Raw genomic sequence first — 26,633 nt, 5'->3', positions numbered from 1 at the left:
AAATGACTTTTTGTTTTTCTTATGTTAGGATACAAGAGACAGGTATTTTCAGAAGATCAGATAGTTTCTTCTGCTGCCGGAAAGGAGTCTATTATGTTTCGTTTATGGGGAAAAGAATTTAAAGACAACCGCATGCTTTGCGATACTGTTATCTGCGATGAGACAGACGACACACGTACACACAAGATTTTTCATGCACTTGATGAGATTTGTTATGAATTTGATCTAAGCAAGCCACTCTGGCTCGACTCAACAATTGCTGAATTCAAACGGCATGCTAAAGCGAGATTTTATCAAGACAACTTTGTCGATGAGATTGATTTTGATTATCTTGAAATACAGATTATAGAAGAATAGTCGTAGATATCTTTGATTGTTTTTTGCATTTCATTTTTGTATTATTAAATGCTGTAAAATTTTTAAAAAAATTTTAAAAATAGTGTTGACATTTTACGAACATCGTTATATAATCTTTTATGTTGTGAGCGACACAGCAGAACAACAAAATAAGATGTGCGATTAGCTCAGCTGGATAGAGCGTCTGACTACGGATCAGAAGGCCGGGAGTTCGAATCTTCTATCGCACGCTATAGAGACTGTAAGGAAATTTCCTTACAGTCTTTTTGCATCTTTGGAAATCTAACTTCAAAAGATCCTCTCCGCACACGCGCCCAACAATTAGCCCAAAATCAAGCAAAGGCGGTGCCGGATTCAAGTTCACATATAAGCAAACTCAAATTTGCACCGCCCGTCCTGATTTAAAATTCCATTATAACTGTTCTAACAACACTCTATTTTGAAAATCTCTCTGCCTGAGCCTCAATCAGTGCCTTATCATCAAAATAATTGATCTTCATTGCATCTTTTACTTCTTTCAATGTCTGTGCTGCAACAGCCTCTGCCTTCTCGCTTCCCTTTTTAAGAATCTCGTAGATTGCAGGAATGTCTTTCTGAAGTTCTTTTCTTCTGTTGCGGATTGGCTCCAGTTCTGCCTGAAGAACATTGTTCAGGAATCTCTTCACTTTCATATCTCCAAGTCCGCCTCTCTGATAATGTGCTTTCAGCTCATCCAGATTCTGATATTCCGGCAGGAATTCCGCAAAATACTCTGGTTTACAGAATGCATCCAGATATGTGAATACAGTATTTCCTTCCAGACTTCCCGGATCTTCCACACGGATATGATTCGGATCAGTAAACATGCTGAATACTTTCTTCTTAATATCTTCAGATTCCTCTGACAGATAAATACAGTTACCCAGAGACTTACTCATCTTCGCCTTACCGTCAATTCCCGGGAGACGAAGGCATGCTTCATTCTCCGGAAGAAGAATCTTCGGATCGATCAGTGTATCTCCATAAACGGAATTAAATTTATGTACAATCTCCTTTGTCTGCTCAAGCATCGGGAGCTGATCTTCTCCTACCGGTACAACAGTAGCCTTGAATGCTGTAATATCTGCTGCCTGGCTGATCGGATATGTGAAGAATCCAACCGGGATACTTGCCTCAAAGTTTCTCATCTTAATCTCATTCTTTACAGTAGGATTTCTCTGCAGTCTTGAGACTGTCACAAGATTCATGTAATAGAATGATAACTCTGTCAGTTCTGGTACCTGTGACTGGATAAACAGAGTAGACTTCTCCGGATCCAATCCACAAGCCATGTAGTCTAATGCTACTTCGATAATATTCTGACGTACCTTTTCCGGGTTATCAGCATTATCCGTCAATGCCTGTGCATCTGCGATCATAATAAAAATGTCATCAAAATCTCCTGTATTCTGTAATTCAACACGGCGACGCAGGGAACCCACATAATGTCCTACGTGTAATCTTCCTGTTGGTCTGTCACCAGTAAGCATAACCTTCTTCATGCTCTAGTCCTCCTAAATCTCATGTAATACTTTATTCGTAACTGTCAGGCTAATCTTCCCACAGTAATTCACTGGCTTTTATTATAGCATTTCCCCAGATGCTTTTCTATAGAAACTTCTGTATATTCGGAAAGTTAAAAAGTGCCCCTGACCTCATCAGCCAAAAGCACTTCCTATAATTCTTTTTCTAACTCTTACTTATTCTGAAATACCGGACGCTTTGAATATCCCGGAACTTTCTTCGTCTCTTCTGCATATACCCACTGATACAACAGATAAGCCATAATAAATGCTCCTGTCACATCAAGTACAGAATGCTGCTTCAAGAACATAGTCGCCATTATGATCAACGCTCCAAGCACATATGCTCCGATACAAACAGCTTTGTGTTTCTTAAGTGCCTGACTCTTACGGATTGCAATACATGCGCACAGAGTATTAAACACATGAAGACTTGGAAATACATTCGTACACGTATCTGTCCGATACAGCATCCGAACTGCATCTACAAAAATGTTATCCCGTTCAAACACAACCGGTCGCAAATCCTGACCATTCGGAAAGACGGAACAAATAATAAGGAAAATTGTCATTCCTGCAAACGAAATCTTCGCCAGTTTGTAAAATCCCTGTACATCTGTAAAGAAAAAGTATAAAAATGTAGCTGCGATAAATACAAACCATAACATATACGGTACAATAAAATATTCAATAAAAGGAATTTCTTCATCTAATGCGGTCTGCACCACATGATAATTCATCGTCACATGTTTCTCAAGAAACCAAAACCACGGCATATAGATTAACGCATATAAAAACACCCATGCATGCTTATATCTTTTCATTGTCTCTATGAACTTTGTCTTCCATTTCATATCTGACACTCCTCCGCTTTTCATCAAACCGATACAGCACTTGCTACTTCTACGCTATTCTCATTTAACGTTCTTTTTTGATAGGCTCGATTATAGCACTTTTAAAACACAATCTCAACCGACTTCATAAGTTTTTAACATTTCTTTTCTTTTTCTTATGAATTATCAACATCTGTCTCTTCTTTAACTCATCTCAAAAATATACATATCAAAGCTTCTTCTTGCCGCCTTAACATCTTTTTCTCCATGTAGTGTCCATGCCGCTGCCGGCGTTTTAAAGAGAACCCTGTTCAGCCATAATCCCGGATTCTTTCTGTCCGACCATCGGTAAGAAATAAAATCCGGTCTGCACATACAGTTACTCAAAAGATATTTTACACAAAATCTCAAGAGATAATGCGTTGTTCTGTCGTTTTTCGTCAGATTCTCAGATAATTGTCCTCTTGGGATTTCATTCCGATGCTTCTTCATCCAGCGAAGTACCAGGCTGTTAAAGGATTGGATCATGTATTCGCCATGATATTTTCGCAATTCTTCATCCAATTTTCTGCAAATCTTTGTATCTGTGTTAGGAAGTTTCACCTCGATCAGAAGTGGCACCTTTCCATCTACCAGCTGCAGTACTTCTGACAATAGTGGAATCCTCTCTTTTGTCTCCGCAAGTCTGTACTTCTGCATCTCTTCATATGAAGTATCTTCCACTCTGCCCCGTCTTCCACAGATTCTTTCAAATGTATCATCATGAAAAACCACCAACTGTCCATCCTTTGTCAGATGAACATCCAGTTCTATTCCATCTCCGGCTTCGATTGCCGCACGAAACGCCGGAAATGAATTTTCCGGAATCCCACGCTTCTTATCATGAAGTCCTCTATGCGCCCACTTTACGCCAAGAAACGGATGCACTCTTTTTCTGCCAGACAGTCTTGGCGCCAGCAGAAAGATTAAAAAAGCCAGCAGTCCTATTACCATACATAATATAACCACTAAAACAATCCCTACATGCATCCTGTTTCATCTCCTTTCTTCTATTCAACGATCACATTAAGTTTTTCTTTTTCCAGTGAGACTTCTATCTCTTTTGATAAAAAGGAAGGTTCTCCATCTGTATGTAACGGCAGTGCACGATCTGTTACTACTTTTGCACTGCGACATTTCAATGTCGTCACACCTTTAAATCTTGTATGCTTTCCTGAAAAAGCGGTTGGAAGCAAACACAAAATTTTAAACTTTGACAGATTTGCCACAACCATAATATCAAGAAATCCATCACTTCCAGAAGCCTCGGGACAGAATTTGAATCCACCACCCTCGTATGGAAGATTCATAAATGCTGCAAAATAAGTCTTTTCAAACACTTTCGTGCTTCCATCATCCATTGTCAGTTCAAGCTTTACTGGCCGATCCTTTATAATACGATCCATTGCCACAACCGCATAACTCAGCTTTCCAATTTTCAGAAGATTTAACACACGTTCCATTTCGAAACGCATACTTCATGACAGACAGCAGCATCAAATCCAATCCCTGCACTTACTGCAAATCTTCTTCCTTCCCTCCCCTTTTTAGCACACCGATATCCATCTTTTCAACCTTTTTGGGTGAAAGAATTGTGTCCAATGCTTCAAAAGGATCTCCCGGAATTCCTGTTCCTCTTGCAAAATCATTACTTGACCCGATCGGAATATATCCCAACGTCACCTTCTCCAATGATTTAATTCCGCTTAATACTTCATTGAGTGTACCGTCGCCTCCAAGAACAACAAACATGTGCTCCTGACCATCTTCCGTAATCTCTGATGCGATCTTTCCTGCATCCTTTTTCTTTGTTGTCAGATGAATCTGATAATCGATTCTTTTTCTGCACAACTCAGGTTGCAGCTGTTTCCACAGCATCTCGCCAAGCCCTGAACGAGCCCGCGGATTCACAATAAAGTGATAAATCATCAACCTTCCTCCAGTGTACTGTCCAGATATCGCCTTAGAGAACGACTCATGTTGCCTTCGAAATCAGCATTTCCCTCTCTCAGACACCATTCAAATACATTTCCGATCACGATCATCCGGATATCTGTTGTAAATTCGTCAATACTTTCTCTAACGTTAATAATCCCATCCTTCGCAGCCTGCTCTACATAAGCCTGTACTGTCACGATCGGATATGGACGTTCTGTTCTTATCGCCGGATTCAATGCCTGATTCTTTGTATCATAATACCCTGCCATAAATTCTACACCAAGCTCACGGCAATAAGCTACATAATTCAAATAAACACGGACAATTCCGTCCTTTACATCTTCCAGACTTTTCGGTGCCTCCAACAGATCCGGTCCCATCGTAGGCTGATCTTCTATATAATAAGACAGCAAATCATCTTTTGTCTTAAAATGATGATAGAAACTTCCGTTCGACACACCTGCTTCTTCACAGATATTCTTGATCGACAATTTTTCATATCCACTCTTCCGAAGAATCTTCTTCGCTGCCTGAAAGATTTTTTCCTTTGTTTCCTGTGATTTTTTCTGCTGCTTCGATAATTCTGTTTTTGTACTCATTTCTGCTAAAACTCTCCCGTATGCATTTTAAACTATAAGAGATATTATAACATATTTCGCCTTTTTTTTCAACAAAACAGAGTGGGCTCTATTTTTATTTTCAGCTACCACAATATTCTCATCCTCTTCATTTATAAATATGCAGAAAATGCACTCGGAATTGCATAATTTTTCTCCAGGTCCTTCTTTCCTGCAAATATGATCTCAGGATTCTGAAATTCTTTTTCCAACTCATCCACCAAAATCTCATATCCGGTCATATGCCATTCCACATGACTGAAAATGTGCTTCGCCTTTGGCAGCTTCTTCACGCGCACCGGCGTAAGACCTGACTCTTTTGCATATTCTATAACTTCTTTTTGTGTCAAATGTCCCTCTACATTAGGAAATTCATACAATCCTGCAAGGAGTCCTTTTCCCGGTCTTTTGCGAATCGCAATTTCCTCATTATCACAGAATCTTAGAATCGTTCTTTTCTCGATCCTTCGCTCTTTCGCCTTTTTCTTGACCGGATAGTCCATCTGACATTCATCCTGATATGCAAGACAAAATTCCCTTATCGGACAGCTCTCACACTTTGGTTCTCCATTCGGCAGACAGACGATTGCCCCAAGTTCGATCAATCCTTGATTAAAATCTCCCGGTGCCTCTGCCGGAATCACCTGTTCAAGCATACGTTCTATCTTTGTCCTTGTACTTGCTTTCATAATGTCATCACTGTCTTCCAGAAGCCTTGTAACCACACGAAAGACATTGCCATCTACCGCTGGTTTCTGCTGATGATAAACAAACGAGCTGATCGCACCGGCTGTATAACTGCCAATTCCCTTCAACTTTTTTATCTCTTCAAATGTATCCGGGAATACACCATTATATTCTTCCATCACCTGTTGTGCTGCTGCCTTTAAATTCCTCGCCCTGTTGTAGTAGCCAAGTCCTTCCCACAGCTTAAGCAGTCTGTCTTCCGGCACTTCAGCCAACGCTTTGATATCCGGCAGTTCTTCCAGGAATCGTGTGTAATAAGATTTAACAGCTTCCACTCTCGTCTGCTGCAGCATAATCTCTGAAATCCAGACCCGATACGCATTCACATGCTTCCGCCATGGAAGATCTCTCTGATTCTCCCGAAACCATTCGACAAGAGGTTCTACCATATCATGTAATCTCTCACATTCCCCAAATTCTACTTTGCAATTTTCCTTTTCATTACATTTCATTCAATACGATTTCCTTATATATAAAAATATCTGTTTAATATTGTAACACAATACCAAACAGATATTCTATAGATAAAATATTTTTCTTTTAAAGAATCTTTGAAAGGAACTCTTGAAGTCTTGGATCTTTCGGATGTTCAAAGAATTCTGCCGGGGCAGCTTCTTCCTTAATCTGACCGTCATCAATGAAAAGAACTCTTGAAGCAACCTCACGGGCGAATCCCATCTCATGAGTAACAACAACCATTGTCATTCCCTCTTTTGCCAGATCTTTCATCAGCTCAAGAACTTCCCCTACCATTTCCGGATCAAGTGCTGAAGTTGGCTCATCAAAAAGAATCACGTCAGGATTCATAGCCATGGAACGGATAATCGCAACACGCTGTTTCTGTCCACCGGAAAGTGTAGACGGATACACATCCGCTTTGTCTTCCAGGCCGATTCTCTTCAAAAGAGCCATTGCCTGCTCTTTTACTTCTTTCTTAATCTGATCCTTTGTCTCAGTGATTGGAATCAGCTCTTCCTTCTTGTCACTTCCACGGAACATATTTTTAAATTTGATCATACGATTCTTTTTCTTTGCCTTATCAATGTCCTTACATCTTAGATATGCAGGTGCCATCATGACATTCTGAAGAACTGTCTTATTATTATAAAGATTGAAATGCTGGAAAACCATTCCCATATGGCGGCGATGCTGATTAATATCAACCTTCATATCTGCGATATCAACACCATTGAAGATAATACTTCCGCCTGTCGGGTCTTCCATACAGTTCAGGCATCGTAAAAATGTACTTTTACCGGAGCCGGATGGTCCGAGCACCGCAACGATATCGCCTTTATTGATCGTAACATTGATTCCCTTCAGAATCTCTTTGTCCCCAAAGCTTTTTTGCAGATTAATTACGTCTATCACTCTTCTTCAGGCTCCTTTCTAATAATTTAACAAGTAATGTGATCACAAGCACAAGTGCAATGTAGATTAACGCCATTACAAGGTACGGTACCATGAATTCGTAGCTGTTACTTCCGATATAGTTAAATGCAACATAAAGGTCAGCTGCACCGACAAAGCTTACTACAGATGTCTCTTTAATAAGAGAAATGAACTCATTTCCAAGTGTCGGAAGAATGTTCTTTACAGCCTGCGGAATCACAATCTTCATCATACTTGTTCCAAAACTGAGTCCGACTGCTCTTCCGGCTTCCATCTGTCCCGGATCGACAGACTGGATTCCGCTTCGCATGATCTCTGAAATATATGCACCACTATTCAGACCAAATACAACCATAGAAACCTGTACTCCGGTAATCTTCACCCCAAAAATCGGAAGGAGTACATAATAAAAGATAAGGAGCTGAACTACCATAGGAGTTCCTCTGAATAATGCAACGTAAAAGCTGCAAATATGATTCAATACTCTCGGAAGAGTTTTATATTTCGGAATCACACGGACTGTAGCGATCAAAGTACCGATCACAATACCGATAATCAAACCACAGATTGCGATCAGCAAAGTATTCTGCAGTCCCTGAACTACTTTCACATAGCCATTCTGATTCAGAAATATATCAATAAATTTGTCTACTTTCTGACTAAAATTCCCCATTTGTTTCCTTTCTCCAAAAAGAGGAAAATGCATGCATCATCTTCTGCCTGTATTTCCCTCGTTAATAAATTCTGTTATTTTACTGCCTGTAAATTCTTAGTAAATACTCTTACTGAACTGCGTTGATTGCTTCTGTGATTGCTGCTGCCGGTGCTGCATCAATGATCACATACTTAATATTTCCATTGAGCATATCCTGTACTGCAAGTGATCCGCTCTTGTATGTCACACATTTTGCCGGAAGTCCCGGAAAGTCCCAATCTTCGCTTCCTTCAACATAGTACTGACCTGTTGTTCCCTGCTGAACACCGATCTGGTCAGATGATTTTGTCTCAGCAAGCTTAGCTGCAACGTCATCTGCTGTCTTGCAATCATCGAATGTTGTAACATTGCTTGGAACGATCAAACGTTGTGATGCTGAATAGTAAGAATCTGTAAATGTAACATATTCTTCTCTCTCTTCATTGATTGTAAGTCCTGCCATAGCAATATCACATTTCTGCTGGCTTACAGACAGACAAACTGCATCAAAATCCATGTTCTCGATTACAAGCTCTTTTCCAAGTTCATCAGCAAGAAGCTTTGCGATCTCCATGTCGATTCCATAATAATCTTCACCCTTTGTATACTCAAATGGCTCGAATGCTGCATTTGTAGCTACAACCAACTGATCCTTAGATGTATCAAGTGTTGCTGATTTTACTGCTTCCGGCTCTCCGTCTGAGAAATACTTTTTGCAGATCTCATCAAGTGTTCCGTCTGATTTGATCTTTGCAATAAACTCATTTGTCTTCTCAAGAAGTTCCGGCTGATTCTTGTCCACACCAAATGCATATTCTTCATTTGTAAGGTCAATATCGATTACCTTTGCTGTTACTGTTTCGTTCTTACTACCACAACCTGCCAGCATGCTGACTGCTAATGCTGCAGTAAGAAATACTGATAAAAACTTCTTCATCTTAAGCTCCTCCTCTTTTCTCTGCATAAAAATTCAAAACATGTTAATAATTATAACATGCTTTTCATAAAATGCAAGACGTAATTATGCACGATTTCTTTTGGAAATACAAAATTTTACTGTTCACAATAACTGTGAACAGTAAAACACACTGCACTCTATTCAATAATACATACCTTATTTGAATAAAGCCTGAATACCAAAGAATAAAAATACAATAATACCAAGTACGATTCTGTAATATCCAAATGCTTTGAAGTCATGGTTCTTGATATATTTCATCAGGAACTTGATCGCTATAACAGATACTGCAAAGGATACGATCATTCCAAGAAGAAGCAGGAATACCTGCATTGGGGTAAATGCCAAACCGAATTTAAACAACTTCAGTGCACTTGCTCCGAACATAACCGGAATTGCCAGGAAGAATGTAAATTCTGCTGCCACACCTCTTGAAACCCCAAGTGCCAGTGCTCCTACGATTGTTGCTCCGGATCTGGATGTCCCAGGGATCATCGCCATCATTTGGAAGACTCCGATCAGAAGAACTGTCTTCACAGAAAGCTGGGAGAGTCTTTTTACTTTCGGTTCTCTTGTCTCATTACGTTTTTCAATTATAATGAATAAAATACCATAAACGATCAGCATCAATGCAACAACATATGCATTACTCAGTTTTGATTCAATCAGGTCGTTCAGCAACACTCCTCCGATCAGTGCCGGAATTGTTCCGATCACTACTTTAATCCATAACTGAATTGTCATCTTCTTTTGTTTCTCCGTCTTCGTCGGTGAAAATGGATTCAGCTTATGGAAATAAATTACTACGACCGCCATAATAGATCCGAACTGGATCACCACATTGAACATGTTCGTAAATGCCTCGCTCTGTTTCAGCTGAATAAGCTGTTCCACCAGAATCAAATGACCTGTGCTACTGATTGGAAGCCACTCTGTGATTCCTTGCACAATTCCTAAAATGATAACCTTTAATACCTCTAACATAATTCCCCTCCTCGTTTCAGAACAAACTTCTCGATAGCCTTTGCGGCTCCCTCATCATTATTGCTCTCTGTAATATAATCAGCTACAGCTTTGACCTTTTCTTCGGCATTCGCCATGGCAACCCCAAATCCAACTTCTTTGAGCATTGCGATATCATTATCGCCATCCCCACACGCCATGATCTCTTCCCGCCTGATTCCAAGCATCTTACCAAGATTCACAAGTCCGGTTCCTTTATTCACACCAACTGCATTGATTTCTATATTATATTGAAGAGAGCCAACCAGTTCAAAGACGCCTTCTCGCTCCAGCTCTTTCCACGCCTCTTCTCTCTCTTCCATATCTGCAAACAACATCTGTACTTTGTCGAGATCCCCTTCTTTTTCATCCAGCAGATCTTCCAGTCTGTCTACCGCTATTCGTGTTCTCAGAAAATAATCCCACATGTTCGGATTCTTATGATACTTTCTCACTTGCGCGATCTCATCTTTTTGAGCATATCCCTGCCCATCAAAATAAACTTCCAACAGAGTATCATATTTTCTTCCGATTGCAATTGCTTTTTTTGCTGCTTCTTTGGATAACAGATGTTCTTCCAGTACCTTTCCGGTTCTCGTCTCAATAATCCTTGCCCCATTAGCAGTCAGTGCATAATCCATCCCCGGAAGCTCACGTAATTCCTCTGGAACTCCTGTCCATGGTCTTCCGGTTGCAACAAGAACAACTGTACCATTCTTCAGCGCCTCTTTGATCACATTCTTCGTATAAGGAAGAAGTTCTTTCTTATCTGTAAGAAGTGTTCCATCGAGATCTAATCCAACAATCTTAATTTCCTTTTTTTCCATACTTTTTTCCTTATCTTCTGTATTTTCTATCCGTCAATTGTTACAAAAAGCAACATCTTTTTAATCTTTTCGTAAAACAATCATAAAATATTCCGTGCCAATTTGATTAATTCTCTGTTTTATAGTATAATAGGTTTTCGACAACTATGCAATGTCATTTAAAGAAAGGATATTGAGATTATGGCATTTTACAAAAAAAGCAAGTTACATACGGGCACTGCGCTCATTTGTTCCCTTGCAATTGTATTTTCTGCACTTCCAGTCTATGCTACAGACACGATAGACAATCTGCAAAACCAGACCTCTGCCCTTGAGAACGAATTAAAAGGCATCAACCAGGATATCCTCACCTTGAGCGAGAAGATATCTGATACTGAAATGCAGGTTGAGATCCTCAACAGTGATATAGACAAAACACAGGATGATCTTGAGAAAGCGCAGAAAAATGAAGATCAGCAGTATGAAGATATGAAAAGCCGTATCAAATATATGTACGAGCACGGAAGTGCTACAATGCTCGAGATGCTTTTCTCAGCAGAAAATATGTCAGATTTTCTAAACAAAGCTGATTTTATTGAAAATTTAAGTAACTACGACCGCAAAGCGCTGAACAATCTGAAAGATGTTCACCAGCAGATTGCTGATCAGAAAGCAGACCTGGAAGCACAACAGGATTCCATGAAAGATTTACAGAACCAATTGCAGACACAGCAGACACAATTACAGGCAAAAGCTGCTGCAACTTCTACTAATTTGAATGAGGTGAATGCAAAACTACAGAAAGCCAAAGAAGAAGAGGCAGCTCGTCAGGCAGAAGAAGCCAGGAAACAGGCGGAAGCTGCTGCGAAAGCTGAAGCTGCTGCAAAAGCTGAGGCTGCTGCCAGCACGAACAAAACGAATACTTCCAGTTCCTCTGGGAACTCCGGTAATTCAGGTTCCTCATCCTCCGGAAGTTCAAGTTCTTCTGGTGGCTCCAATAGTTCCGGATCTGCCATTGCGTCTGATGACCTTACACTTCTTGCAGCAATTCTGCAATGTGAGGCCCACTATGATTACGATTCTATGCTTGCAGTTGCTACAGTCATTATGAATCGTGTATATAGCAGCCGCTTTCCGAATTCTATTCATGATGTCATCTATGCCAAAGGACAGTTTGCTCCTGTATGGACAGGTTCCTTAGACCGTGTATTAAAGCAAGGTCCACGAAGTCTTTCTATCCAGGTTGCACAGGATGCGATCAACGGAGCTCGTCTTGCCTCTGTAGCCGACTGTTATTACTTCCTGTACGCACCATCGACAACCAGAACCGGTGTCGTAATTGGCGATAACGTTTTCTTTACGAGTTGGTAAATAATAAAAAGACTAAGAAGCACCGGAAGATTTCATTTTGATCTTCCAGTGCTTCTTTTTTTAGAAACAACTCTATTTTCTACTGATAATCAACAACATCAATCCATCTCATCAGGAAATCTTTCTCAAGTTCATTTTCTTTAGACAACTGTGCTGCTGCAACAATCGGAAGCCACTGCTGCACATACTGCATTGCTGTATCGCTCTTCTTGCAGAACAGTTTTAAGTAAAGGTCTGCTACTTTCTGATCCTTCAGTGCAAAGAGAAGATATGTCATTGCTGCATCTGCACTTGCATTTCCCTGTGTTGCATGAGCCCAGTCAACCACTGTCATCTTTCCATTCTTTCCTACGATCACATTACTCGGATTAAAGTCTCCATGGCATACTTTATTATGCTTTGGCATACTCTCAAGTCTTGTCATAAGCTCATAACGTGTAGTCGCATCAAGATCTTTCAATCCATTGATCTGACGAGCTAATTTATCTTTCATTCCTTTCAGAAGCGGTGATTTCTTACTCTGAACCTGTAACTGGAGATCAACAAAGTCTTCCATATATTTTTCCAGATTCTTCCTATCAGATTCCATCATGTCCTCAAGTGTCTTACCTGCTTTGTACTCGATCGCAATTGCCCACTTTCCATCAATCTGAGTTACTTCTTTTACCTTCGGAATGTCCAAACCTGTCTCTTCTACTCTTGCAGTATTCAGAGCCTCATTAAATACATCTGACTTCGGATGTCCTTCATTAAAAACCTTCACAATGTAGTCATCACATTTGTAAACTGATTTGTAAGCACGTTTCACGATGAGATTTTTTTCTTCTAACTTCATAATATAGACCTCCTTATATCTTGAACACACCTGCTTGTCTGCTCTTATTTTATCTCAGGATCTGCGGAGCTGTTCCTCTTGCCTTTCGGCTCCTGCTTTGTTTTGATGATGTCATTATATCTCTTAATTTCAAAAAATAAAACCCCTTCAGCGCAAGTTTGTGCAGTTTTTAACAAGTTTTTTTACCCGCTATACATTGTCTATTTCTTAACAATTACAGACTCTAGCTCGTTGCTCGCGTATACTTGGAAAACTCAAAAACTCTATTTTCCAAGTTATCGCGGCAGTCGCCAAGGTCTTGTGCAAGCACAGACTTTGGCTCGTTGCTCGCGTAAAAAAAGAGATAGAACAATGCTTTTCAACATCATTCTATCTCTCTCGTATATTTTAGATTCTAACGGTCATATGCCTGCTTATGCAATGCAATTTATTTTCCGTAGTAGCATTTCAGGTACAGATCTTTGATCTCCTGGATGAGTGGGTATCTTGGGTTAGCTCCTGTACACTGATCGTTGAATGCCTGCTCTGACATTTCATCAAGTGTATCAAGGAAGTACTTCTCATCGATACCGTAATCTTTGATTGTCTTCTTGATTCCAATCTTCTCTTTGAGTTCTTCAAGCTTAGCGATGAAGTTCTCAAATACTTCTTTATCATCTTTACCTGTGCATCCTGCGAAACGTCCGAGTTCTGCGTATCTTGCAAGTGCATGTGGGTACTGATACTGTGAGAATGTTCCCATCTTTGTCGGAACTTCTGCTGCGTTGTATCTCATAACCTCTGTAAGGATTACTGCGTTAGCAACACCGTGTGGCAGGTGGTGGAAAGCACCAAGCTTATGAGCCATGGAGTGGTTAACACCAAGGAATGCATTTGCGAATGCCATACCAGCCATACAGGAAGCGTTTGCCATTTCTTCACGAGCCTTCGGATCGTTTGCTCCGTTCTCATATGCAGATGGAAGGTTCTCGAATACAAGCTTAACAGCCTTCATAGCAAGACCATCTGTGTAATCTGTAGCCATGATAGATACATATGCCTCGATTGCATGTGTCATAACGTCGATACCTGAAGCACTTGTCAGTCCCTTCGGCTGTGTCATCATGTTGTCTACGTCTACGATTGCCATGTTTGGAAGCAGAGCGTAGTCAGCGATTGGCCATTTAACACCTGTGTCAGCGTCTGTGATGATTGCGAATGGTGTTACCTCAGAACCTGTTCCTGAAGATGTTGGAATAGCTACGAAGTAAGCTTTCTCTCCCATCTTAGGGAATGTAAATACTCTCTTACGGATGTCCATGAAGTCCATAGCCATATCTTCGAAGTTTGCTTCCGGATGCTCATACATGATCCACATGATCTTAGCAGCGTCCATTGCAGATCCACCACCAAGAGCGATGATTGTATCTGGCTCGAACTGTCTCATCTGGTCAACACCCTTGCGTGCACACTGAAGTGTCGGGTCTGGTGCTACCTCGAAGAAGCATGTATGCTGGATTCCCATTTCATCTAATTTATCTTCGATTGGTTTTACATATCCGTTCTTGTAAAGGAAAGAGTCAGTTACGATAAATGCTTTCTTCTTGTGCATTACTGTTCCAAGCTCATCCAGTGCAACCGGCATAGAACCTTTCTTGAAGTAAACTTTCTCAGGTGTTCTGAACCACAGCATATTTTCTCTCCTCTCTGCAACTGTCTTGATGTTAAGCAGATGTTTTACTCCTACGTTCTCTGATACAGAGTTTCCACCCCATGATCCACATCCAAGTGTAAGGGACGGAGCCATCTTGAAGTTATAAAGGTCTCCGATTCCACCGTGAGAAGAAGGTGTGTTGATCAGTACACGACAAGTCTTCATTGCTGCTGCATGTTTTGCAATCTTCTCTGTCTCTGCCGGATGTACGTAGAGGGAAGATGTATGTCCATATCCACCGTCTGCTACAAGCTGAGCTGCTTTCTCAAGCGCCTCATCAAATGTTTTGGCTTTGTACATACCAAGTACCGGTGATAATTTCTCATGTGCAAATTCTTCTGAGATATCTACAGATTCAACTTCTCCGATCAGGATCTTTGTATTCTTCGGTACATCAACGCCTGCCATCTGAGCGATTTCATAAGCTGATTTTCCTGGGATCTTACTGTTCAGTGCACCGTTGATGATGATTGTCTTACGAACTTTGTCAAGCTCCTCACCTGGTTTCAGGAAGTAGCATCCTCTATACTGGAATTCTTTCTTTGCTTCTTCATATACGCTTTCAAGTACTGTTACAGACTGCTCAGAAGCACAGATCATACCATTGTCAAATGTCTTAGAGTGGATGATTGAGTTAACTGCCATTCTTACATCTGCTGTGTCGTCGATGATAACCGGTGTGTTACCAGCTCCAACTCCGAGTGCCGGCTTTCCTGAAGAGTAAGCTGCTTTAACCATTCCAGGACCACCTGTTGCAAGGATGATGTCTGCATCTCTCATTACTGTGTTTGTAAGTTCCAGTGACGGAGCATCGATCCATCCGATGATTCCTTCCGGAGCTCCTGCCTTAACTGCTGCATCAAGAACAACTTTAGCTGCTGCGATTGTAGATGCCTTAGCAGCCGGGTGTGGGCTGATGATGATTGCATTTCTCGTCTTTAAGCAGATCAGTGTTTTGAAGATTGCTGTTGATGTAGGGTTTGTTGTAGGGATAACTGCTGCAACAAGTCCGATTGGCTCTGCAATCTTTTTGATTCCGAAAGCCTTATCTTCTTCTACAACACCACATGTCTTTGTATCTTTGTATGCGTTGTAAATATACTCTGCTGCGTAATGGTTTTTGATAACCTTATCCTCGAGAATACCTCTCTGAGTTTCTTCTACTGCAAGTCTTGCAAGCGGGATACGCTGCTTGTTTGCTGCCATAGCTGCTTCATAGAAGATTTTGTCAACCTGCTCCTGTGTAAATGTAGCGAAGATTTTCTGTGCTTCGCGCATTTCTTTCATTTTTGCTTCAAGAGCTTCTACGTTATCAACGAATCCGGTATTTACTGTCTTTGTCTCTACAGTTTTTGCCGCCTCTTTCTTTGCCATCTGAGTATTCCTCCTGTACTTGAATAAATCATTTTTATAGTCACTGTTTTTGTAACCTGCAAGTTTTATCCGATCGGGTTGTTTTTATGTTTCCCGATTACAGTTAATAGTATACTGGTTCGTTAATTAATTGTCAATGTACCTTTCGTTAAAGTTTTAACGTTATTTTTTTAACATCAGTTGTGCACTTTTTACAAAAATGATTTTTTTCTTGACAGCGAACAGTTTTGACACATCCCAAGCGGAGTGTTTTTATATATTAGGATAGAACTTTCCTAATATATAAAAACTCCCATGCAGGACATTCATCCTACATGGGAGTCTAAGTTCAGCTATAAATTCAAAATAGATTAAACAAGCTCGATCAGAACTTCCATAGCTGCGTCACCTTTACGCTGACCAATCTTTACGATTCTTGTGTAACCACCGTTACGATCAGCATATTTTGGAGCGATCTCATCAAAGAGTTTTGCAACCATGTCAACATCTTTCATGTTTCTCTTCTCGCCTTCTTTAACAGGGAAGAGAACTTTCAGCATCTGACGTCTAGCGTGCAGTCTGCTTGGCTTATCTTTTTTGATTGTCTTCTCAACTTCGTCATAAACAGTAACTTTCTTACCGTCAACAACTTCTTTCACACGTTTGCCATCAGCATCTTTACGTGCTACTTTAGCCATTACTGTAACTTCTTCGAAGTTATCTTTCTCTTTTACAGCAAGAGCGATCAGGCTTTCTGCCTGCTTACGGATCTCTTTTGCCTTAGCTTCTGTTGTAACGATCTTTCCGTTGTTAAGAAGTGCTGTTACCTGGTTTCTAAGTAAAGCTTTTCTCTGGCTTGCTGTTCTGCCAAGTTTTCTATACTTTGCCATTTCAAATTTCCTCCATTAATTAACATTTGGTTATGCATCTTCGGGCTTACTAATCAAATGCTCCTGCTGTGCTCTTCGGGCTTACCACCAGGATATTCAATCTTCAGCGGGCTGCAATTAACAAAACTGTAATCACAGCCTGTGCAGGACATAAGTGTCCTGATAATTTATCATAGTACGGATATAAAATATTATTCTTCTCCGTGGTTCAGTTCCAGATTGAGTTCTTTCAGTTTTGCAAGAACTTCTTCGAGAGACTTGCGACCAAGGTTACGAACCTTCATCATGTCTTCCGGAGTCTTGTTTGTGAGCTCTTCAACTGTGTTGATTCCGGCTCTCTTCAGACAATTGTAAGAACGAACAGAAAGTTCAAGTTCATCAATGCTCATCTCAAGAACTTTTTCTTTCTCGTCATCCTCTTTCTCAATCATAACTTCTGCCTGCTGAGCTACCTCTGACAGGTCGATGAAGAGTTTCAGATGCTCACTTAACACTTTTGCTGCAAGGCTGACAGCCTCATCAGGAGCCATTGTACCTTTTGTCCAGACATCAAGTGTCAGTTTGTCATAATCTGTAACCTGACCTACACGTGTATCCTGAACTGTCAGGTTAACACGATCGATCGGTGTATAGATAGAATCGATCGGAAGAACACCGATTGGCATATCTTCTGTTTTATTCTTATCTGAGCTTACATATCCTCTACCTTTAGTGATTGTAAGTTCCATGTAAAGCTTGCTGTCTTTGCCACCGCTTAATGTAGCAATTACCTGCTCCGGGTTTACAATCTCAATATCAGAGTCACACTGGATATCAGCACCTGTTACAACGCCTTCTCCTTCAAACTCGATATAAGCTGTCTTCACTTCATCAGACTCAGATGTGTTCTTGATAGCCAGAGATTTCAAGTTCATGATGATCTCTGTCACATCTTCTTTAACACCCGGGATGGAACTGAACTCGTGCAGTACACCGTCGATTTTCACAGAACTAACTGCTGCTCCCGGCAGGGAAGAAAGCATAATTCTTCTCAGCGCGTTACCAAGCGTAGTTCCGTATCCTCTCTCCAGCGGTTCTACGACAAATCTTCCGTATTTCTTGTCATCTGAAACATCTGTAATTTCAATATTCGGTTTATTAAAATCAAACACTACACAGACCCTCCTTATGGGCTTAATATATGTTGAGGGGGTACAAAACTGTATCTAATCAACTTATTCAGATTAGTTAGGATTGCCCTGCATAATAGCCTGCGCAATCCTTTCAAATCATAATTATTATTTAGAATACAGCTCGACGATAAGCATCTCGTCAACCGGTACATCAATTGCTTCTCTGTTAGGAAGCTCTTTTACTGTACCTCTAAGATTCTCAGCGTCTGCCTCAAGCCACTCTGGTACCATATTTCCAGCTGTAGCTTCAAGAATCTCTTTGTATCTCTGTGAACCTTTTTTGTTCTCTTTGATTTCAATAACATCTCCAGCCTTTACAAGGTAAGATGGGATGTTAACCTGTTTGCCGTTTACAAGAACGTGCTTGTGATCAACGATCTGTCTAGCTTCTTTTCTTGTTCTAGCAAGTCCAAGACGGAAAACAACGTTGTCAAGTCTTGACTCAAGGATGATCATAAGGTTTTCACCTGTCATTCCTTCCTGCTGTTTTGCCTTTGCATAGTAGTTTCTGAAAGGTTTTTCAAGAACACCGTAGATGAATTTTGCTTTCTGTTTCTCGCGAAGCTGAAGACCATACTCGCTCATCTTTCTGTTTGCTCTTTTTAACTGTCTGTTAGATTTCTTATTGATTCCGAGGTAAATCGGATCCATTCCTAATGAACGGCATCTTTTAAGAACAGGAACTCTATTTACTGCCATTTCTATCCTCCTAATATTATACATGCCAGCGGTACTCATGCCGCTGCGTCAACATTTACTATTAAATAACTGCTTTTCTTATACAGCAGAGTATAATTACACTCTTCTGCGTTTCGGTGGACGACATCCGTTGTGCGGTACCGGTGTTACGTCCTTGATGCTTACTACATCAATTCCGCATGCCTGAAGTGCACGGATTGCTGCTTCTCTTCCTGATCCCGGTCCTTTTACGAATACATCTACTGTCTTAAGACCATGTACTAATGCTGCTTTAGCTGCTGTCTCAGCTGCCATCTGTGCTGCATATGGAGTAGATTTTCTTGAACCTCTAAATCCCAGACCGCCTGCACTTGCCCATGAAAGAGCATTTCCCTGAGCGTCAGTCAGTGTAACAATTGTATTGTTGAATGATGACTGAATATGTGCCTGTCCGCGTTCAACGTTTTTCTTGACACGTTTTTTTGTTACTTTTTTCGCAACTCTCTTAGCCATTTAAACTAACCTACTTTCTTTATTTTATACGATATTATTTCTTCTTATTTGCTACAGTTCTCTTAGGACCTTTGCATGTTCTTGCATTAGTCTTAGTCTTCTGTCCACGTACCGGAAGTCCTTTTCTATGACGGATTCCACGGTAGCATCCGATCTCTTTAAGTCTCTTGATGTTGAGCTGGATCTCTCTTCTAAGATCACCTTCTACAACCTGAGTCTCATCGATCACTGCGCTGATTTTCTTTACTTCTTCACTTGTAAGATCTCTTACACGAGTGTCAGGATTAACTCCTGCATCCTTTAAGATACGTTCTGCACTTGTTCTACCGATTCCGTAGATATAAGTAAGACCGATTTCTACACGTTTGTCTCTTGGTAAGTCTACACCTGCAATACGAGCCATGTGTCTTTCCTCCATTTTCTTTTCTGGTTTTCTTGTTCATTGTCCCTAATTGAGGCTGCGAATGCGAAATGAGTATCTTCTATTTATAAATGAAGTCTGGTGTAACTCATTTACTGCTGCATCCTACCGGAATGTATCCTTCCGATATCCCAGCCCAGGCATGTACGGAAACTACATACCCTTTCCCGGCACGGATCATACTCTCATCCGCCAATGCAAATGCCGGGTATTATAAGCAATATACAATAGCATCTTCCCTCTTTAATAGAAAGACGACAAACGCCTGTCAGATGCCCAGACCACACGCTCTGTCGGTACCTGCGGACAGATGCGGTGTATCCTTACTGTATATTAAACAGCTCCACACACCTCCTGGCGTGTCATGCTGTCAGCCGCTTTTCTTGCACATTCTGATACATCTCTTGACTAAGCTCGAAAAGACCTCGCTAAGTCTCCGGATGGGCTTTCTCACTAAATTCATGCTTCGCTTACGCTTGCATTCATTAAGTGTTCAATGCCTATCCTGACGCTGTTTGTGCTTCGGGTTCTCACAGATTACTCTGATACTACCTTTTCTTCTAATAATTTTGCATTTTTCACAAATTGGTTTAACTGATGATCTAACCTTCATGTCAAATCCTCCTTCCCTACTTTGCTCTGCCTATATATTCCGGTATTTTTGGACACACCTCTCCAAAAATGACCATTTCATACTTTACCACAAAACATATGGTAAAGTCAAGTCCTAAATTAAAAAAGATATTATTTTCTAAAAATACTTTTTAGAAAATAATATCTTTTTATCTTTTCAGATACGGAATGTTGTAAACAACAGCATTCCTGTTATTTGATGTGTAGAATTCTTACTTGTCTCTCCAGACAATTCTTCCTTTGCTCAGGTCATAAGGTGACATCTCAAGTGTAACCTTATCTCCCGGCAGAATCTTGATAAAGTTCATACGCAGCTTACCGCTGATATGCGCCAGTACAATATGGCCATTCTCAAGTTCTACTTTGAACATTGCGTTAGGAAGTTTCTCAACTACAACTCCTTCAATTTCAATCACGTCAGTTTTTGACATTTTTAATCCTCCTGAATGAAATCAACAAAACTTACTCTCCAAGGATCTGAACGATTGCAGCAAATACATCATTGATATCGATTGTACCATCAACTTCTCTGAGTACTCCTGCTTCTGTATAATAATCGATCAGCGGCTGTGTCTGCTCATGATAAACACCAAGTCTCTTAAGTACTGTCTCTGGTTTATCATCGTCTCTCAAGATAAGCTCTCCGCCACACTTGTCGCAGATGCCTTCTTTTGCAGTCGGAGCATATACGATATGATAAGTAGCACCACAATCAACACAAGCTCTTCTTCCAGACATACGGTTTACAATATTCTCATCCGGAACTTCAACATCGATCGCATAATCAATCTTCTGTCCCATTGCAGCAAGTGCACGATCAAGTGCCTCTGCCTGTGGAATTGTACGCGGGAATCCATCAAGTACATATCCATTCTTACAATCTTCCTGGTTTACTCTGTCTACAACGAGATCAACAACCAGTTCATCTGGAACCAGAAGACCCTGATCCATGAAAGTTTTTGCTTTCTTACCAAGTTCTGTTCCGTTCTTGATGTTTGCTCTAAAGATATCTCCAGTAGAAATATGCGGAATAGTATATTTCTCAGCAATCTTCTTTGCCTGTGTTCCTTTTCCTGCTCCTGGGGCTCCTAACATGATGAGTTTCATATCTTTATCCTCCTTATACAAGTTTAACCCGCTCTGTTCGTCCTGCAATTGAGGACAGAACAAAGCGAGCTAAAAGACATTTAATAGAAAACAATATCAATAACTGTTATCTCTTATTATTTAAAAATCCTGTGTAATTTCTTACAAGCATCTGTGATTCAATCTTCTTAATTGTCTCAAGTACAACACCTACAATAATGATAAGTGATGTTCCACCAAAGGAAACGTTTGCACCGAAAACACCATTGAAGAAATATGGAATCACCTGTACGATGATCAAACCACACGCACCAACAAAGATGATATAATTCAAAATCTTTGTAAGGTAGTCAACTGTTGGTTTGCCCGGACGAATTCCAGGGATAAATCCACCGCTCTTTTTCATATTATTTGCAATCTCCATCGGATTGAAAGTAATCGATGTATAGAAATATGCAAAGAATATTGTAAGTAAAATGTAAACCACAAGTCCGACTGAATAAATCGGATTCTCTGGATCACACCAGTTATTGGAGTTTAAACCTGCAAGGATCTTACTTCCGATTCCGGTTCCTTTTCCTTTTCCAAGGAACTGTGCAATCACGATTGGTGTCTGCATCAGTGAAGAAGAGAAGATAACCGGGATTACTCCGGCTGTATTCACCTTCAACGGAATATGTGTTGACTGACCGCCAACCATCTTTCTTCCCTGTACTTTTTTGGAATACTGAACTGCAATTCTTCTTTCACCGTCCTGAAGAATGATGACAAATACAACTACAACCAAAAGGACTGCAAGGATAATAACACCGGCAAGTCCTGCCTTTGCAATTGTTTTGCCTTTCATGAACTGTGTATACAGTGTTACAAAATCATCCGGAACACGGGAAACAATGTTGATCAGAAGTACGATAGAAATACCGTTTCCAACTCCCTTTTCAGTAATACGCTCACCAATCCACATAAGGAATGCACTACCAGCTGTAAGCGTACATACAACGATTGCACAATTTACGAAATTATATTCTTCCAGAAGTCCCTGACGTCCAAATCCTACAGCCATTGCGATAGATTCAATCAGTGCAAGACCAACTGTCACATATCTTGTAATCGCTGCGATTTTCTTTCTTCCATCTTCACCATCTTTCTGCATTTCTTCAAGCTTTGGGATCGCTATTGTGAGAAGCTGCATGATGATAGATGATGTGATGTAAGGAGTAATGCTCAGGGCAAATACTGACATTCTCGTAAATGAGCCGCCGGTGAACGCCTCAAAAAAGTTAAATGCGTCACCGGTCTGCTGTGCAAAAAAATTCTGAATAAATGTCGGATCTACTCCCGGAGTGGGCAACTGTGATCCTAACCTAACAACGATAAGCATTGCAAATGTATAGAGAAGTCTCTTTCTGATATCCTCAATACTTAATGCTTTACGTAAGGACTTAAGCATTAGATCACCTCTGCTTTTCCACCAAGAGCTTCAATCTTCTCAGCTGCTTTTGCACTGAATGCATTAGCCTGAACTGTAAGCTTCTTAGTTAACTCTCCATTTCCAAGAATTTTTACTCCATCTTTTGGATTCTTAACAATACCGCTTTCGATCAATGTCTCAACGGATACTGTAGCGCCGTCCTCGAATACTTCAAGTGCGCTAAGATTGATTCCTACGATTGTCTTAGAGTTTCTGCATGTGAAACCTCTCTTAGGAATTCTTCTGTATAAAGGCATCTGACCGCCTTCGAAACCAGGTCTTGTAGCTCCTGAACGAGCCTTCTGTCCTTTGTGGCCCTTTCCGGCTGTCTTACCGTTTCCTGAACCATGACCACGGCCTCTTCTGAAATTATCACTCTGTTTTGAACCGTCTGCCGGTCTTAAGTTTGATAAGTCCATGACATTACCTCCTTATCTTAATTAAGCCTCTTCTTCAACTTTAACTAAATGTCTAACCTGCTGTACCATACCTCTGGTAGCTGCATTATCTGGCAATACAACTGTTTTGTTGAGTTTCTTAAGTCCAAGAGCCTCAACTGTTTTTCTATGCTTTGGTACGGCGCCGATTGTAGACTTTACTAATGTAACTTTTAAATTTGCCATTTCAATCTTACCTCCTATGCGCTTGATCGGGCTTCTCGGTTGATTAGCCTAAGATCTCCTCAATTGATTTGCCACGAAGTCTTGCAACATCTTCCGGAGTCTTAACTGCTTTAAGTCCTTCGATTGTAGCAAGTACAACATTCTGTTTGTTGTTGGATCCTAAAGATTTTGTACGGATGTTCTTAACTCCAGCCGCCTCAATTACGGCACGCGCCGGTCCTCCGGCGATAACACCAGTACCTTCCGGAGCCTTCTTAAGAAGTACGGAAGCGCTTCCGAATTTACCAATCACATCGTGTGTTACACTTGAGTTTTCATCAAGAGATACGCTGATCATTTTCTTCATAGCGTCCTCTTTACCTTTACGAATAGCTTCCGGAATTTCAGTAGCTTTTCCTAAACCTGCACCAACATGGCCATTTCCATCACCAACAACTACTAAAGCTGTGAAACGGAAGTTACGACCACCTTTAACAACTTTGGTTACACGCTTGATTGATACCACTTTTTCTACTAATTCCATCTGACTAGCATCAATACGTTCCTGTCTCATCTGTGTTCTCCCTTCCTTAGAAATTCAGACCAGCTTCTCTTGCTGCGTCTGCTAATGCCTTGATTTTACCCTGGTAAATGAATCCGCCTCTATCAAATACAACTTCATCAATACCTTTAGCTTTTGCTCTCTCGGCAATTACTTTTCCAAGGTATGCTGCTGCTTCAACGTCGTTAGTCTTCTCGAGCTCTGCTTTCACTTCTTTCTGAAGAGTGGAAGCGGAAACAAGAGTATTTCCAACAGTATCGTCGATGATCTGTGCATACATATGATTATTACTTCTGAATACAGCTAAACGCGGTCTCTGCGCTGTTCCGCTGAAACGGTTGCGTAATTTCATGTGTTTTTTTCTACGAACTTCGCTTCTAGATTTCTTACTAACCATTTTCACACTCTCCTTATTTATTTCTTACCAGTCTTACCGACTTTACGTCTGATTACTTCATCAGCATATTTGATTCCCTTGCCCTTATATGGCTCCGGTCTTCTCTTATCTCTGATCTCAGCCGCAAACTGTCCAACTTTTTCTTTATCGATACCTTTAACAGTGATCTTGTTCTGTCCCTCAAGTACAGTCTCGATTCCTTCTGGATCGATCATCTCAACTGGATGGGAATAACCAAGGTTCAGTGTCAGTTTATTTCCTGATTTAGCAGCTCTGTAACCTACACCGTTTACTTCAAGAACTTTCTCGTATCCGTCTGTTACACCTACAACCATGTTGTTGATCAGTGTTCTTGTCAGACCATGAAGAGATTTCATTTTCTTTAAGTCGCTCGGTCTTGTAACGATTACTTCTTCGCCTTCAACTTTGATTTCCATTTCTACTGGAAGCTCTTTTGTAAGAGTTCCCTTAGGACCTTTTACAGTCACTACATTGTTCTCAGCAACTTCTACAGTTACTCCTGCAGGAATTGCTACAGGCAGTCTTCCTATACGTGACATACCATTATCCTCCTTAACTTAGATTCTCGGAGAAGCTGCGTTGGCTTCTCTGTTTTCAGTTACATTTATAAGGAAGTTCTTTTCGCTAAGCTCGACAAAACTTCGCTAAGCTCAAAGAACGTACCTTTTATAATGAATCATCCACTCAACTCGATAGATGAGCAGATTTAAGGAAGTTCTTTTCACTAAGCTCGAAAGGACCTCGCTAAGTTCAAAGAACAACCTCGCACTAAGCTCAAACTTCGGCTACGCCTCGTTCTCACTAAGTTGCTTTCGGCTTACCAAACGAAGCAAAGAACCTCTCCGCCTACGCCGAGTTTTCTAGCTTCTTTGTCTGTTACTACACCTTTGTTTGTAGAGATGATTGCTGTTCCGAGTCCGCCAAGTACCTTCGGGATATCCTCTGTATTAGCGTAAACACGAAGTCCCGGTTTGGAGATTCTCTTCAGTCCGGAAATAACTTTCTCGTTCTTGTCAGCACCGTATTTCAGTGTGATGTGAATTGTCTTGAAAGCTCCATCTTCTACAAGGTCATATTTTGCGATATATCCTTCATCAAGAAGAATGTTTGCGATAGCAAGTTTCATCTTTGATGCCGGTACATCTACTGTATCATGTTTTGCAGTGTTTGCATTACGGATTCTTGTAAGCATATCTGCAATTGGATCGCTCATAGTCATGTGTGTGATTCCTCCTATGTTATTTCACAGTATATAGTTGCTTTCGTCTTACCAGCTTGCTTTTTTAACACCCGGGATCTGTCCTTTATAAGCCAGTTCGCGGAAGCAGATACGGCAGATGCCGTATTTTCTTAAATATGCATGCGGACGACCACAAATTCTGCAACGGCTGTATTCTCTTGTGGAGAACTTTGGTGCACGCTGCTGTTTGATTTTCATTGATGTTTTAGCCATGAATTTCTCTCCTTTTTACTTTGCGAATGGCATATTGAACTGTGTCAATAATTCACGTGCTTCTTCATCAGTCTTGGCTGTTGTAACAAAAATTACATCCATACCTCTGACTTTGTCAATCTTATCGTACTCGATTTCTGGGAAGATAAGCTGCTCCTTGATTCCAAGTGCATAGTTACCTCTTCCGTCAAATGCGTTCGGGTTTACTCCTCTGAAGTCACGTACACGAGGAAGTGAGAGATTGATCAGACGATCAACGAACTCGTACATTTTCTCTCCTCTTAAAGTAACTTTACATCCGATCGGCATACCCTCTCTGATTTTGAAGTTAGCTACAGAATTCTTTGCTCTTGTTACAACCGCTTTCTGTCCTGCGATTTTCTCCATGTCTGCAATAGCTGACTCCAGAAGTTTAGCATTGTCTTTTGCCTCACCGACACCCATGTTAATTACAACCTTGTCAAGTTTCGGCACTTCCATGATGTTTTTATATCCAAATTTTTTGATCATTGCATCAACGATCTCATTCTGATACTGCTCTTTCAGTCTACTCAAAGT

At 40.7% G+C, this 26,633-nt stretch carries 33 protein-coding genes and 1 tRNA gene; 3 read left to right on the top strand and 31 right to left on the bottom strand.

Translation table 11 applies throughout. From position 1 onward, the window contains the following. Window positions 1–21 precede the first annotated feature (21 nt). Both DXB52_RS01410 and DXB52_RS01405 read left to right on the top strand, forming a co-directional pair. Window positions 22–357, top strand: coding sequence for a hypothetical protein (locus DXB52_RS01410; protein WP_472519899.1), 336 nt, complete (start codon window positions 22–24; stop codon window positions 355–357). Window positions 358–513: 156 nt separating this feature from the next. Then, window positions 514–587: transfer RNA gene (locus DXB52_RS01405), tRNA-Arg, on the top strand. A 204-nt stretch (window positions 588–791) separates the two neighbouring features. On the opposite strand, the gene trpS is transcribed toward DXB52_RS01405, so the two are convergent. The 12 genes from trpS to DXB52_RS01350 form a co-directional block, all read right to left on the bottom strand. Continuing rightward, window positions 792–1,877, bottom strand: a complete 1,086-nt coding sequence (gene trpS / locus DXB52_RS01400) for a tryptophan--tRNA ligase (protein WP_020436495.1) — start codon at window positions 1,875–1,877, stop codon at window positions 792–794. Window positions 1,878–2,071: 194 nt separating this feature from the next. Next, window positions 2,072–2,752, bottom strand: a complete 681-nt coding sequence (locus DXB52_RS01395; protein ID WP_117579158.1) for a phosphatase PAP2 family protein — start codon at window positions 2,750–2,752, stop codon at window positions 2,072–2,074. A gap of 183 nt (window positions 2,753–2,935) precedes the next feature. Beyond that, window positions 2,936–3,760 (bottom strand): glycerophosphodiester phosphodiesterase, encoded by an 825-nt coding sequence (locus tag DXB52_RS01390; RefSeq protein WP_117540845.1) that lies wholly within the window; start codon window positions 3,758–3,760, stop codon window positions 2,936–2,938. Between the two features lie 20 nt (window positions 3,761–3,780). Then, window positions 3,781–4,245 carry a diacylglycerol/lipid kinase family protein gene (locus DXB52_RS16485; protein ID WP_472519898.1) on the bottom strand — a complete coding sequence of 155 codons (465 nt, stop codon included), beginning with the start codon at window positions 4,243–4,245 and terminating at the stop codon, window positions 3,781–3,783. A gap of 40 nt (window positions 4,246–4,285) precedes the next feature. After that, on the bottom strand, window positions 4,286–4,699 hold the full coding sequence (locus tag DXB52_RS16480; RefSeq protein WP_472519897.1) for a diacylglycerol/lipid kinase family protein: 414 nt from the start codon (window positions 4,697–4,699) through the stop codon (window positions 4,286–4,288). Continuing rightward, the gene (locus DXB52_RS01380; RefSeq protein WP_118106308.1) at window positions 4,699–5,307 is read right to left on the bottom strand and encodes a TetR/AcrR family transcriptional regulator; all 609 of its coding nucleotides are present in this window, start codon (window positions 5,305–5,307) and stop codon (window positions 4,699–4,701) included. The genes DXB52_RS16480 and DXB52_RS01380 overlap by 1 nt, the downstream gene beginning before the upstream one ends. 131 nt (window positions 5,308–5,438) lie before the next feature. Next, window positions 5,439–6,524 (bottom strand): A/G-specific adenine glycosylase, encoded by a 1,086-nt coding sequence (mutY, locus tag DXB52_RS01375; RefSeq protein ID WP_117540851.1) that lies wholly within the window; start codon window positions 6,522–6,524, stop codon window positions 5,439–5,441. Window positions 6,525–6,612: 88 nt separating this feature from the next. Next, window positions 6,613–7,443 (bottom strand): amino acid ABC transporter ATP-binding protein, encoded by an 831-nt coding sequence (locus tag DXB52_RS01370; RefSeq protein ID WP_118106306.1) that lies wholly within the window; start codon window positions 7,441–7,443, stop codon window positions 6,613–6,615. Further along, window positions 7,427–8,137, bottom strand: coding sequence for an amino acid ABC transporter permease (locus tag DXB52_RS01365; protein WP_118106304.1), 711 nt, complete (start codon window positions 8,135–8,137; stop codon window positions 7,427–7,429). Before DXB52_RS01365 ends, DXB52_RS01370 begins: the two co-directional genes overlap by 17 nt. 109 nt (window positions 8,138–8,246) lie before the next feature. Further along, on the bottom strand, window positions 8,247–9,095 hold the full coding sequence (locus DXB52_RS01360) for a transporter substrate-binding domain-containing protein (protein ID WP_181989144.1): 849 nt from the start codon (window positions 9,093–9,095) through the stop codon (window positions 8,247–8,249). A 177-nt stretch (window positions 9,096–9,272) separates the two neighbouring features. Then, window positions 9,273–10,100 (bottom strand): undecaprenyl-diphosphate phosphatase, encoded by an 828-nt coding sequence (locus tag DXB52_RS01355; protein ID WP_117540857.1) that lies wholly within the window; start codon window positions 10,098–10,100, stop codon window positions 9,273–9,275. Next, window positions 10,094–10,945, bottom strand: coding sequence for a Cof-type HAD-IIB family hydrolase (locus tag DXB52_RS01350; RefSeq protein ID WP_117540859.1), 852 nt, complete (start codon window positions 10,943–10,945; stop codon window positions 10,094–10,096). The genes DXB52_RS01355 and DXB52_RS01350 overlap by 7 nt, the downstream gene beginning before the upstream one ends. A gap of 180 nt (window positions 10,946–11,125) precedes the next feature. Here DXB52_RS01350 and DXB52_RS01345 point away from each other — a divergent pair, with 180 nt between their 5' ends. After that, window positions 11,126–12,295 carry a cell wall hydrolase gene (locus DXB52_RS01345; RefSeq protein ID WP_117540861.1) on the top strand — a complete coding sequence of 390 codons (1,170 nt, stop codon included), beginning with the start codon at window positions 11,126–11,128 and terminating at the stop codon, window positions 12,293–12,295. Between the two features lie 79 nt (window positions 12,296–12,374). Here DXB52_RS01345 and DXB52_RS01340 read toward each other — a convergent pair whose 3' ends face one another. From DXB52_RS01340 to rplE, 19 genes are all read right to left on the bottom strand, one after another. Then, window positions 12,375–13,130, bottom strand: a complete 756-nt coding sequence (locus DXB52_RS01340; RefSeq protein ID WP_117540863.1) for an aminoglycoside phosphotransferase family protein — start codon at window positions 13,128–13,130, stop codon at window positions 12,375–12,377. A gap of 427 nt (window positions 13,131–13,557) precedes the next feature. Next, window positions 13,558–16,197 (bottom strand): bifunctional acetaldehyde-CoA/alcohol dehydrogenase, encoded by a 2,640-nt coding sequence (gene adhE, locus DXB52_RS01335; RefSeq protein WP_118106299.1) that lies wholly within the window; start codon window positions 16,195–16,197, stop codon window positions 13,558–13,560. 350 nt (window positions 16,198–16,547) lie between these two features. Next, the gene (locus DXB52_RS01330; protein ID WP_015528282.1) at window positions 16,548–17,066 is read right to left on the bottom strand and encodes a bL17 family ribosomal protein; all 519 of its coding nucleotides are present in this window, start codon (window positions 17,064–17,066) and stop codon (window positions 16,548–16,550) included. A 191-nt stretch (window positions 17,067–17,257) separates the two neighbouring features. Further along, window positions 17,258–18,217 carry a DNA-directed RNA polymerase subunit alpha gene (locus DXB52_RS01325; RefSeq protein ID WP_117540867.1) on the bottom strand — a complete coding sequence of 320 codons (960 nt, stop codon included), beginning with the start codon at window positions 18,215–18,217 and terminating at the stop codon, window positions 17,258–17,260. Window positions 18,218–18,343: 126 nt separating this feature from the next. After that, entirely contained in the window at window positions 18,344–18,937 is a 594-nt protein-coding gene (rpsD, locus tag DXB52_RS01320; protein WP_015528283.1) for a 30S ribosomal protein S4, read from the bottom strand. A 96-nt stretch (window positions 18,938–19,033) separates the two neighbouring features. Then, window positions 19,034–19,429: a 30S ribosomal protein S11 gene (rpsK, locus tag DXB52_RS01315; protein WP_015528284.1), complete on the bottom strand. Its 396-nt coding sequence runs from the start codon at window positions 19,427–19,429 to the stop codon at window positions 19,034–19,036. 34 nt (window positions 19,430–19,463) lie between these two features. Next, on the bottom strand, window positions 19,464–19,832 hold the full coding sequence (gene rpsM, locus DXB52_RS01310) for a 30S ribosomal protein S13 (protein WP_015528285.1): 369 nt from the start codon (window positions 19,830–19,832) through the stop codon (window positions 19,464–19,466). A gap of 511 nt (window positions 19,833–20,343) precedes the next feature. Then, window positions 20,344–20,463, bottom strand: a complete 120-nt coding sequence (gene rpmJ / locus DXB52_RS01305; protein WP_118106297.1) for a 50S ribosomal protein L36 — start codon at window positions 20,461–20,463, stop codon at window positions 20,344–20,346. A gap of 232 nt (window positions 20,464–20,695) precedes the next feature. Next, window positions 20,696–20,914 carry a translation initiation factor IF-1 gene (infA, locus tag DXB52_RS01300; RefSeq protein ID WP_005613024.1) on the bottom strand — a complete coding sequence of 73 codons (219 nt, stop codon included), beginning with the start codon at window positions 20,912–20,914 and terminating at the stop codon, window positions 20,696–20,698. Window positions 20,915–20,945: 31 nt separating this feature from the next. Continuing rightward, window positions 20,946–21,590, bottom strand: a complete 645-nt coding sequence (locus DXB52_RS01295) for an adenylate kinase (protein ID WP_117540869.1) — start codon at window positions 21,588–21,590, stop codon at window positions 20,946–20,948. Window positions 21,591–21,696: 106 nt separating this feature from the next. After that, the gene (secY, locus tag DXB52_RS01290; protein WP_117540871.1) at window positions 21,697–23,019 is read right to left on the bottom strand and encodes a preprotein translocase subunit SecY; all 1,323 of its coding nucleotides are present in this window, start codon (window positions 23,017–23,019) and stop codon (window positions 21,697–21,699) included. Next, entirely contained in the window at window positions 23,019–23,459 is a 441-nt protein-coding gene (gene rplO, locus DXB52_RS01285; RefSeq protein WP_015528288.1) for a 50S ribosomal protein L15, read from the bottom strand. Before rplO ends, secY begins: the two co-directional genes overlap by 1 nt. A 21-nt stretch (window positions 23,460–23,480) precedes the next feature. After that, a complete protein-coding gene (gene rpmD / locus DXB52_RS01280) occupies window positions 23,481–23,663 on the bottom strand; it encodes a 50S ribosomal protein L30 (RefSeq protein ID WP_015528289.1) in 183 nt (60 codons plus the stop codon). Window positions 23,664–23,706: 43 nt separating this feature from the next. After that, complete coding sequence (gene rpsE / locus DXB52_RS01275) at window positions 23,707–24,216, bottom strand: 30S ribosomal protein S5 (protein WP_015528290.1); 510 nt, start codon at window positions 24,214–24,216, stop codon at window positions 23,707–23,709. Window positions 24,217–24,232: 16 nt separating this feature from the next. Next, on the bottom strand, window positions 24,233–24,601 hold the full coding sequence (gene rplR / locus DXB52_RS01270) for a 50S ribosomal protein L18 (protein ID WP_015528291.1): 369 nt from the start codon (window positions 24,599–24,601) through the stop codon (window positions 24,233–24,235). 17 nt (window positions 24,602–24,618) lie between these two features. Then, a complete protein-coding gene (gene rplF / locus DXB52_RS01265; RefSeq protein ID WP_054751546.1) occupies window positions 24,619–25,161 on the bottom strand; it encodes a 50S ribosomal protein L6 in 543 nt (180 codons plus the stop codon). Window positions 25,162–25,439: 278 nt separating this feature from the next. Then, window positions 25,440–25,841, bottom strand: a complete 402-nt coding sequence (gene rpsH, locus DXB52_RS01260) for a 30S ribosomal protein S8 (protein ID WP_117540873.1) — start codon at window positions 25,839–25,841, stop codon at window positions 25,440–25,442. A 48-nt stretch (window positions 25,842–25,889) separates the two neighbouring features. After that, entirely contained in the window at window positions 25,890–26,075 is a 186-nt protein-coding gene (locus DXB52_RS01255; protein ID WP_005613006.1) for a type Z 30S ribosomal protein S14, read from the bottom strand. Between the two features lie 15 nt (window positions 26,076–26,090). Further along, entirely contained in the window at window positions 26,091–26,630 is a 540-nt protein-coding gene (gene rplE / locus DXB52_RS01250; protein ID WP_020435987.1) for a 50S ribosomal protein L5, read from the bottom strand. Window positions 26,631–26,633 lie beyond the last annotated feature (3 nt).

This window comes from Ruminococcus sp. OM04-4AA, from assembly GCF_003462585.1.
GTDB lineage: Bacteria > Bacillota > Clostridia > Lachnospirales > Lachnospiraceae > Mediterraneibacter > Mediterraneibacter faecis.
The sequence above is the reverse complement of the archived record's forward strand: the minus strand, read 5'-3'. Positions and strand labels throughout refer to the sequence as shown.

Bases quoted from the DNA above. Each gene is read 5' to 3' on its own strand.
- rpsE (WP_015528290.1), bottom strand. From the start codon at position 24,216: ATGAGACAGGAACGTATTGATGCTAGTCAGATGGAATTAGTAGAAAAA.
- DXB52_RS16485 (WP_472519898.1), bottom strand. From the start codon at position 4,245: ATGCGTTTCGAAATGGAACGTGTGTTAAATCTTCTGAAAATTGGAAAG.
- DXB52_RS01330 (WP_015528282.1), bottom strand. From the start codon at position 17,066: ATGGCAAAGTATAGAAAACTTGGCAGAACAGCAAGCCAGAGAAAAGCT.
- rplO (WP_015528288.1), bottom strand. From the start codon at position 23,459: ATGGACTTATCAAACTTAAGACCGGCAGACGGTTCAAAACAGAGTGAT.
- DXB52_RS01365 (WP_118106304.1), bottom strand. From the start codon at position 8,137: ATGGGGAATTTTAGTCAGAAAGTAGACAAATTTATTGATATATTTCTG.
- rpsK (WP_015528284.1), bottom strand. From the start codon at position 19,429: ATGGCTAAGAGAGTTGCGAAAAAAGTAACAAAAAAACGTGTCAAGAAA.
- secY (WP_117540871.1), bottom strand. From the start codon at position 23,019: ATGCTTAAGTCCTTACGTAAAGCATTAAGTATTGAGGATATCAGAAAG.
- DXB52_RS01390 (WP_117540845.1), bottom strand. From the start codon at position 3,760: ATGCATGTAGGGATTGTTTTAGTGGTTATATTATGTATGGTAATAGGA.
- DXB52_RS01255 (WP_005613006.1), bottom strand. From the start codon at position 26,075: ATGGCTAAAACATCAATGAAAATCAAACAGCAGCGTGCACCAAAGTTC.
- DXB52_RS01380 (WP_118106308.1), bottom strand. From the start codon at position 5,307: ATGAGTACAAAAACAGAATTATCGAAGCAGCAGAAAAAATCACAGGAA.
- rpmJ (WP_118106297.1), bottom strand. From the start codon at position 20,463: ATGAAGGTTAGATCATCAGTTAAACCAATTTGTGAAAAATGCAAAATT.
- rpmD (WP_015528289.1), bottom strand. From the start codon at position 23,663: ATGGCAAATTTAAAAGTTACATTAGTAAAGTCTACAATCGGCGCCGTA.
- trpS (WP_020436495.1), bottom strand. From the start codon at position 1,877: ATGAAGAAGGTTATGCTTACTGGTGACAGACCAACAGGAAGATTACAC.
- DXB52_RS01395 (WP_117579158.1), bottom strand. From the start codon at position 2,752: ATGAAATGGAAGACAAAGTTCATAGAGACAATGAAAAGATATAAGCAT.
- rpsD (WP_015528283.1), bottom strand. From the start codon at position 18,937: ATGGCAGTAAATAGAGTTCCTGTTCTTAAAAGATGCCGTTCATTAGGA.
- rplF (WP_054751546.1), bottom strand. From the start codon at position 25,161: ATGTCACGTATAGGAAGACTGCCTGTAGCAATTCCTGCAGGAGTAACT.
- mutY (WP_117540851.1), bottom strand. From the start codon at position 6,524: ATGAAATGTAATGAAAAGGAAAATTGCAAAGTAGAATTTGGGGAATGT.
- infA (WP_005613024.1), bottom strand. From the start codon at position 20,914: ATGTCAAAAACTGACGTGATTGAAATTGAAGGAGTTGTAGTTGAGAAA.
- DXB52_RS01340 (WP_117540863.1), bottom strand. From the start codon at position 13,130: ATGAAGTTAGAAGAAAAAAATCTCATCGTGAAACGTGCTTACAAATCA.
- DXB52_RS16480 (WP_472519897.1), bottom strand. From the start codon at position 4,699: ATGATTTATCACTTTATTGTGAATCCGCGGGCTCGTTCAGGGCTTGGC.
- DXB52_RS01360 (WP_181989144.1), bottom strand. From the start codon at position 9,095: ATGAAGAAGTTTTTATCAGTATTTCTTACTGCAGCATTAGCAGTCAGC.
- DXB52_RS01355 (WP_117540857.1), bottom strand. From the start codon at position 10,100: ATGTTAGAGGTATTAAAGGTTATCATTTTAGGAATTGTGCAAGGAATC.
- rpsH (WP_117540873.1), bottom strand. From the start codon at position 25,841: ATGACTATGAGCGATCCAATTGCAGATATGCTTACAAGAATCCGTAAT.
- DXB52_RS01295 (WP_117540869.1), bottom strand. From the start codon at position 21,590: ATGAAACTCATCATGTTAGGAGCCCCAGGAGCAGGAAAAGGAACACAG.
- rpsM (WP_015528285.1), bottom strand. From the start codon at position 19,832: ATGGCTCGTATTGCAGGTGTAGACTTACCAAGAGACAAACGTGTAGAA.
- DXB52_RS01345 (WP_117540861.1), top strand. From the start codon at position 11,126: ATGGCATTTTACAAAAAAAGCAAGTTACATACGGGCACTGCGCTCATT.
- rplR (WP_015528291.1), bottom strand. From the start codon at position 24,601: ATGGTTAGTAAGAAATCTAGAAGCGAAGTTCGTAGAAAAAAACACATG.
- adhE (WP_118106299.1), bottom strand. From the start codon at position 16,197: ATGGCAAAGAAAGAGGCGGCAAAAACTGTAGAGACAAAGACAGTAAAT.
- DXB52_RS01410 (WP_472519899.1), top strand. From the start codon at position 22: ATGTTAGGATACAAGAGACAGGTATTTTCAGAAGATCAGATAGTTTCT.
- DXB52_RS01350 (WP_117540859.1), bottom strand. From the start codon at position 10,945: ATGGAAAAAAAGGAAATTAAGATTGTTGGATTAGATCTCGATGGAACA.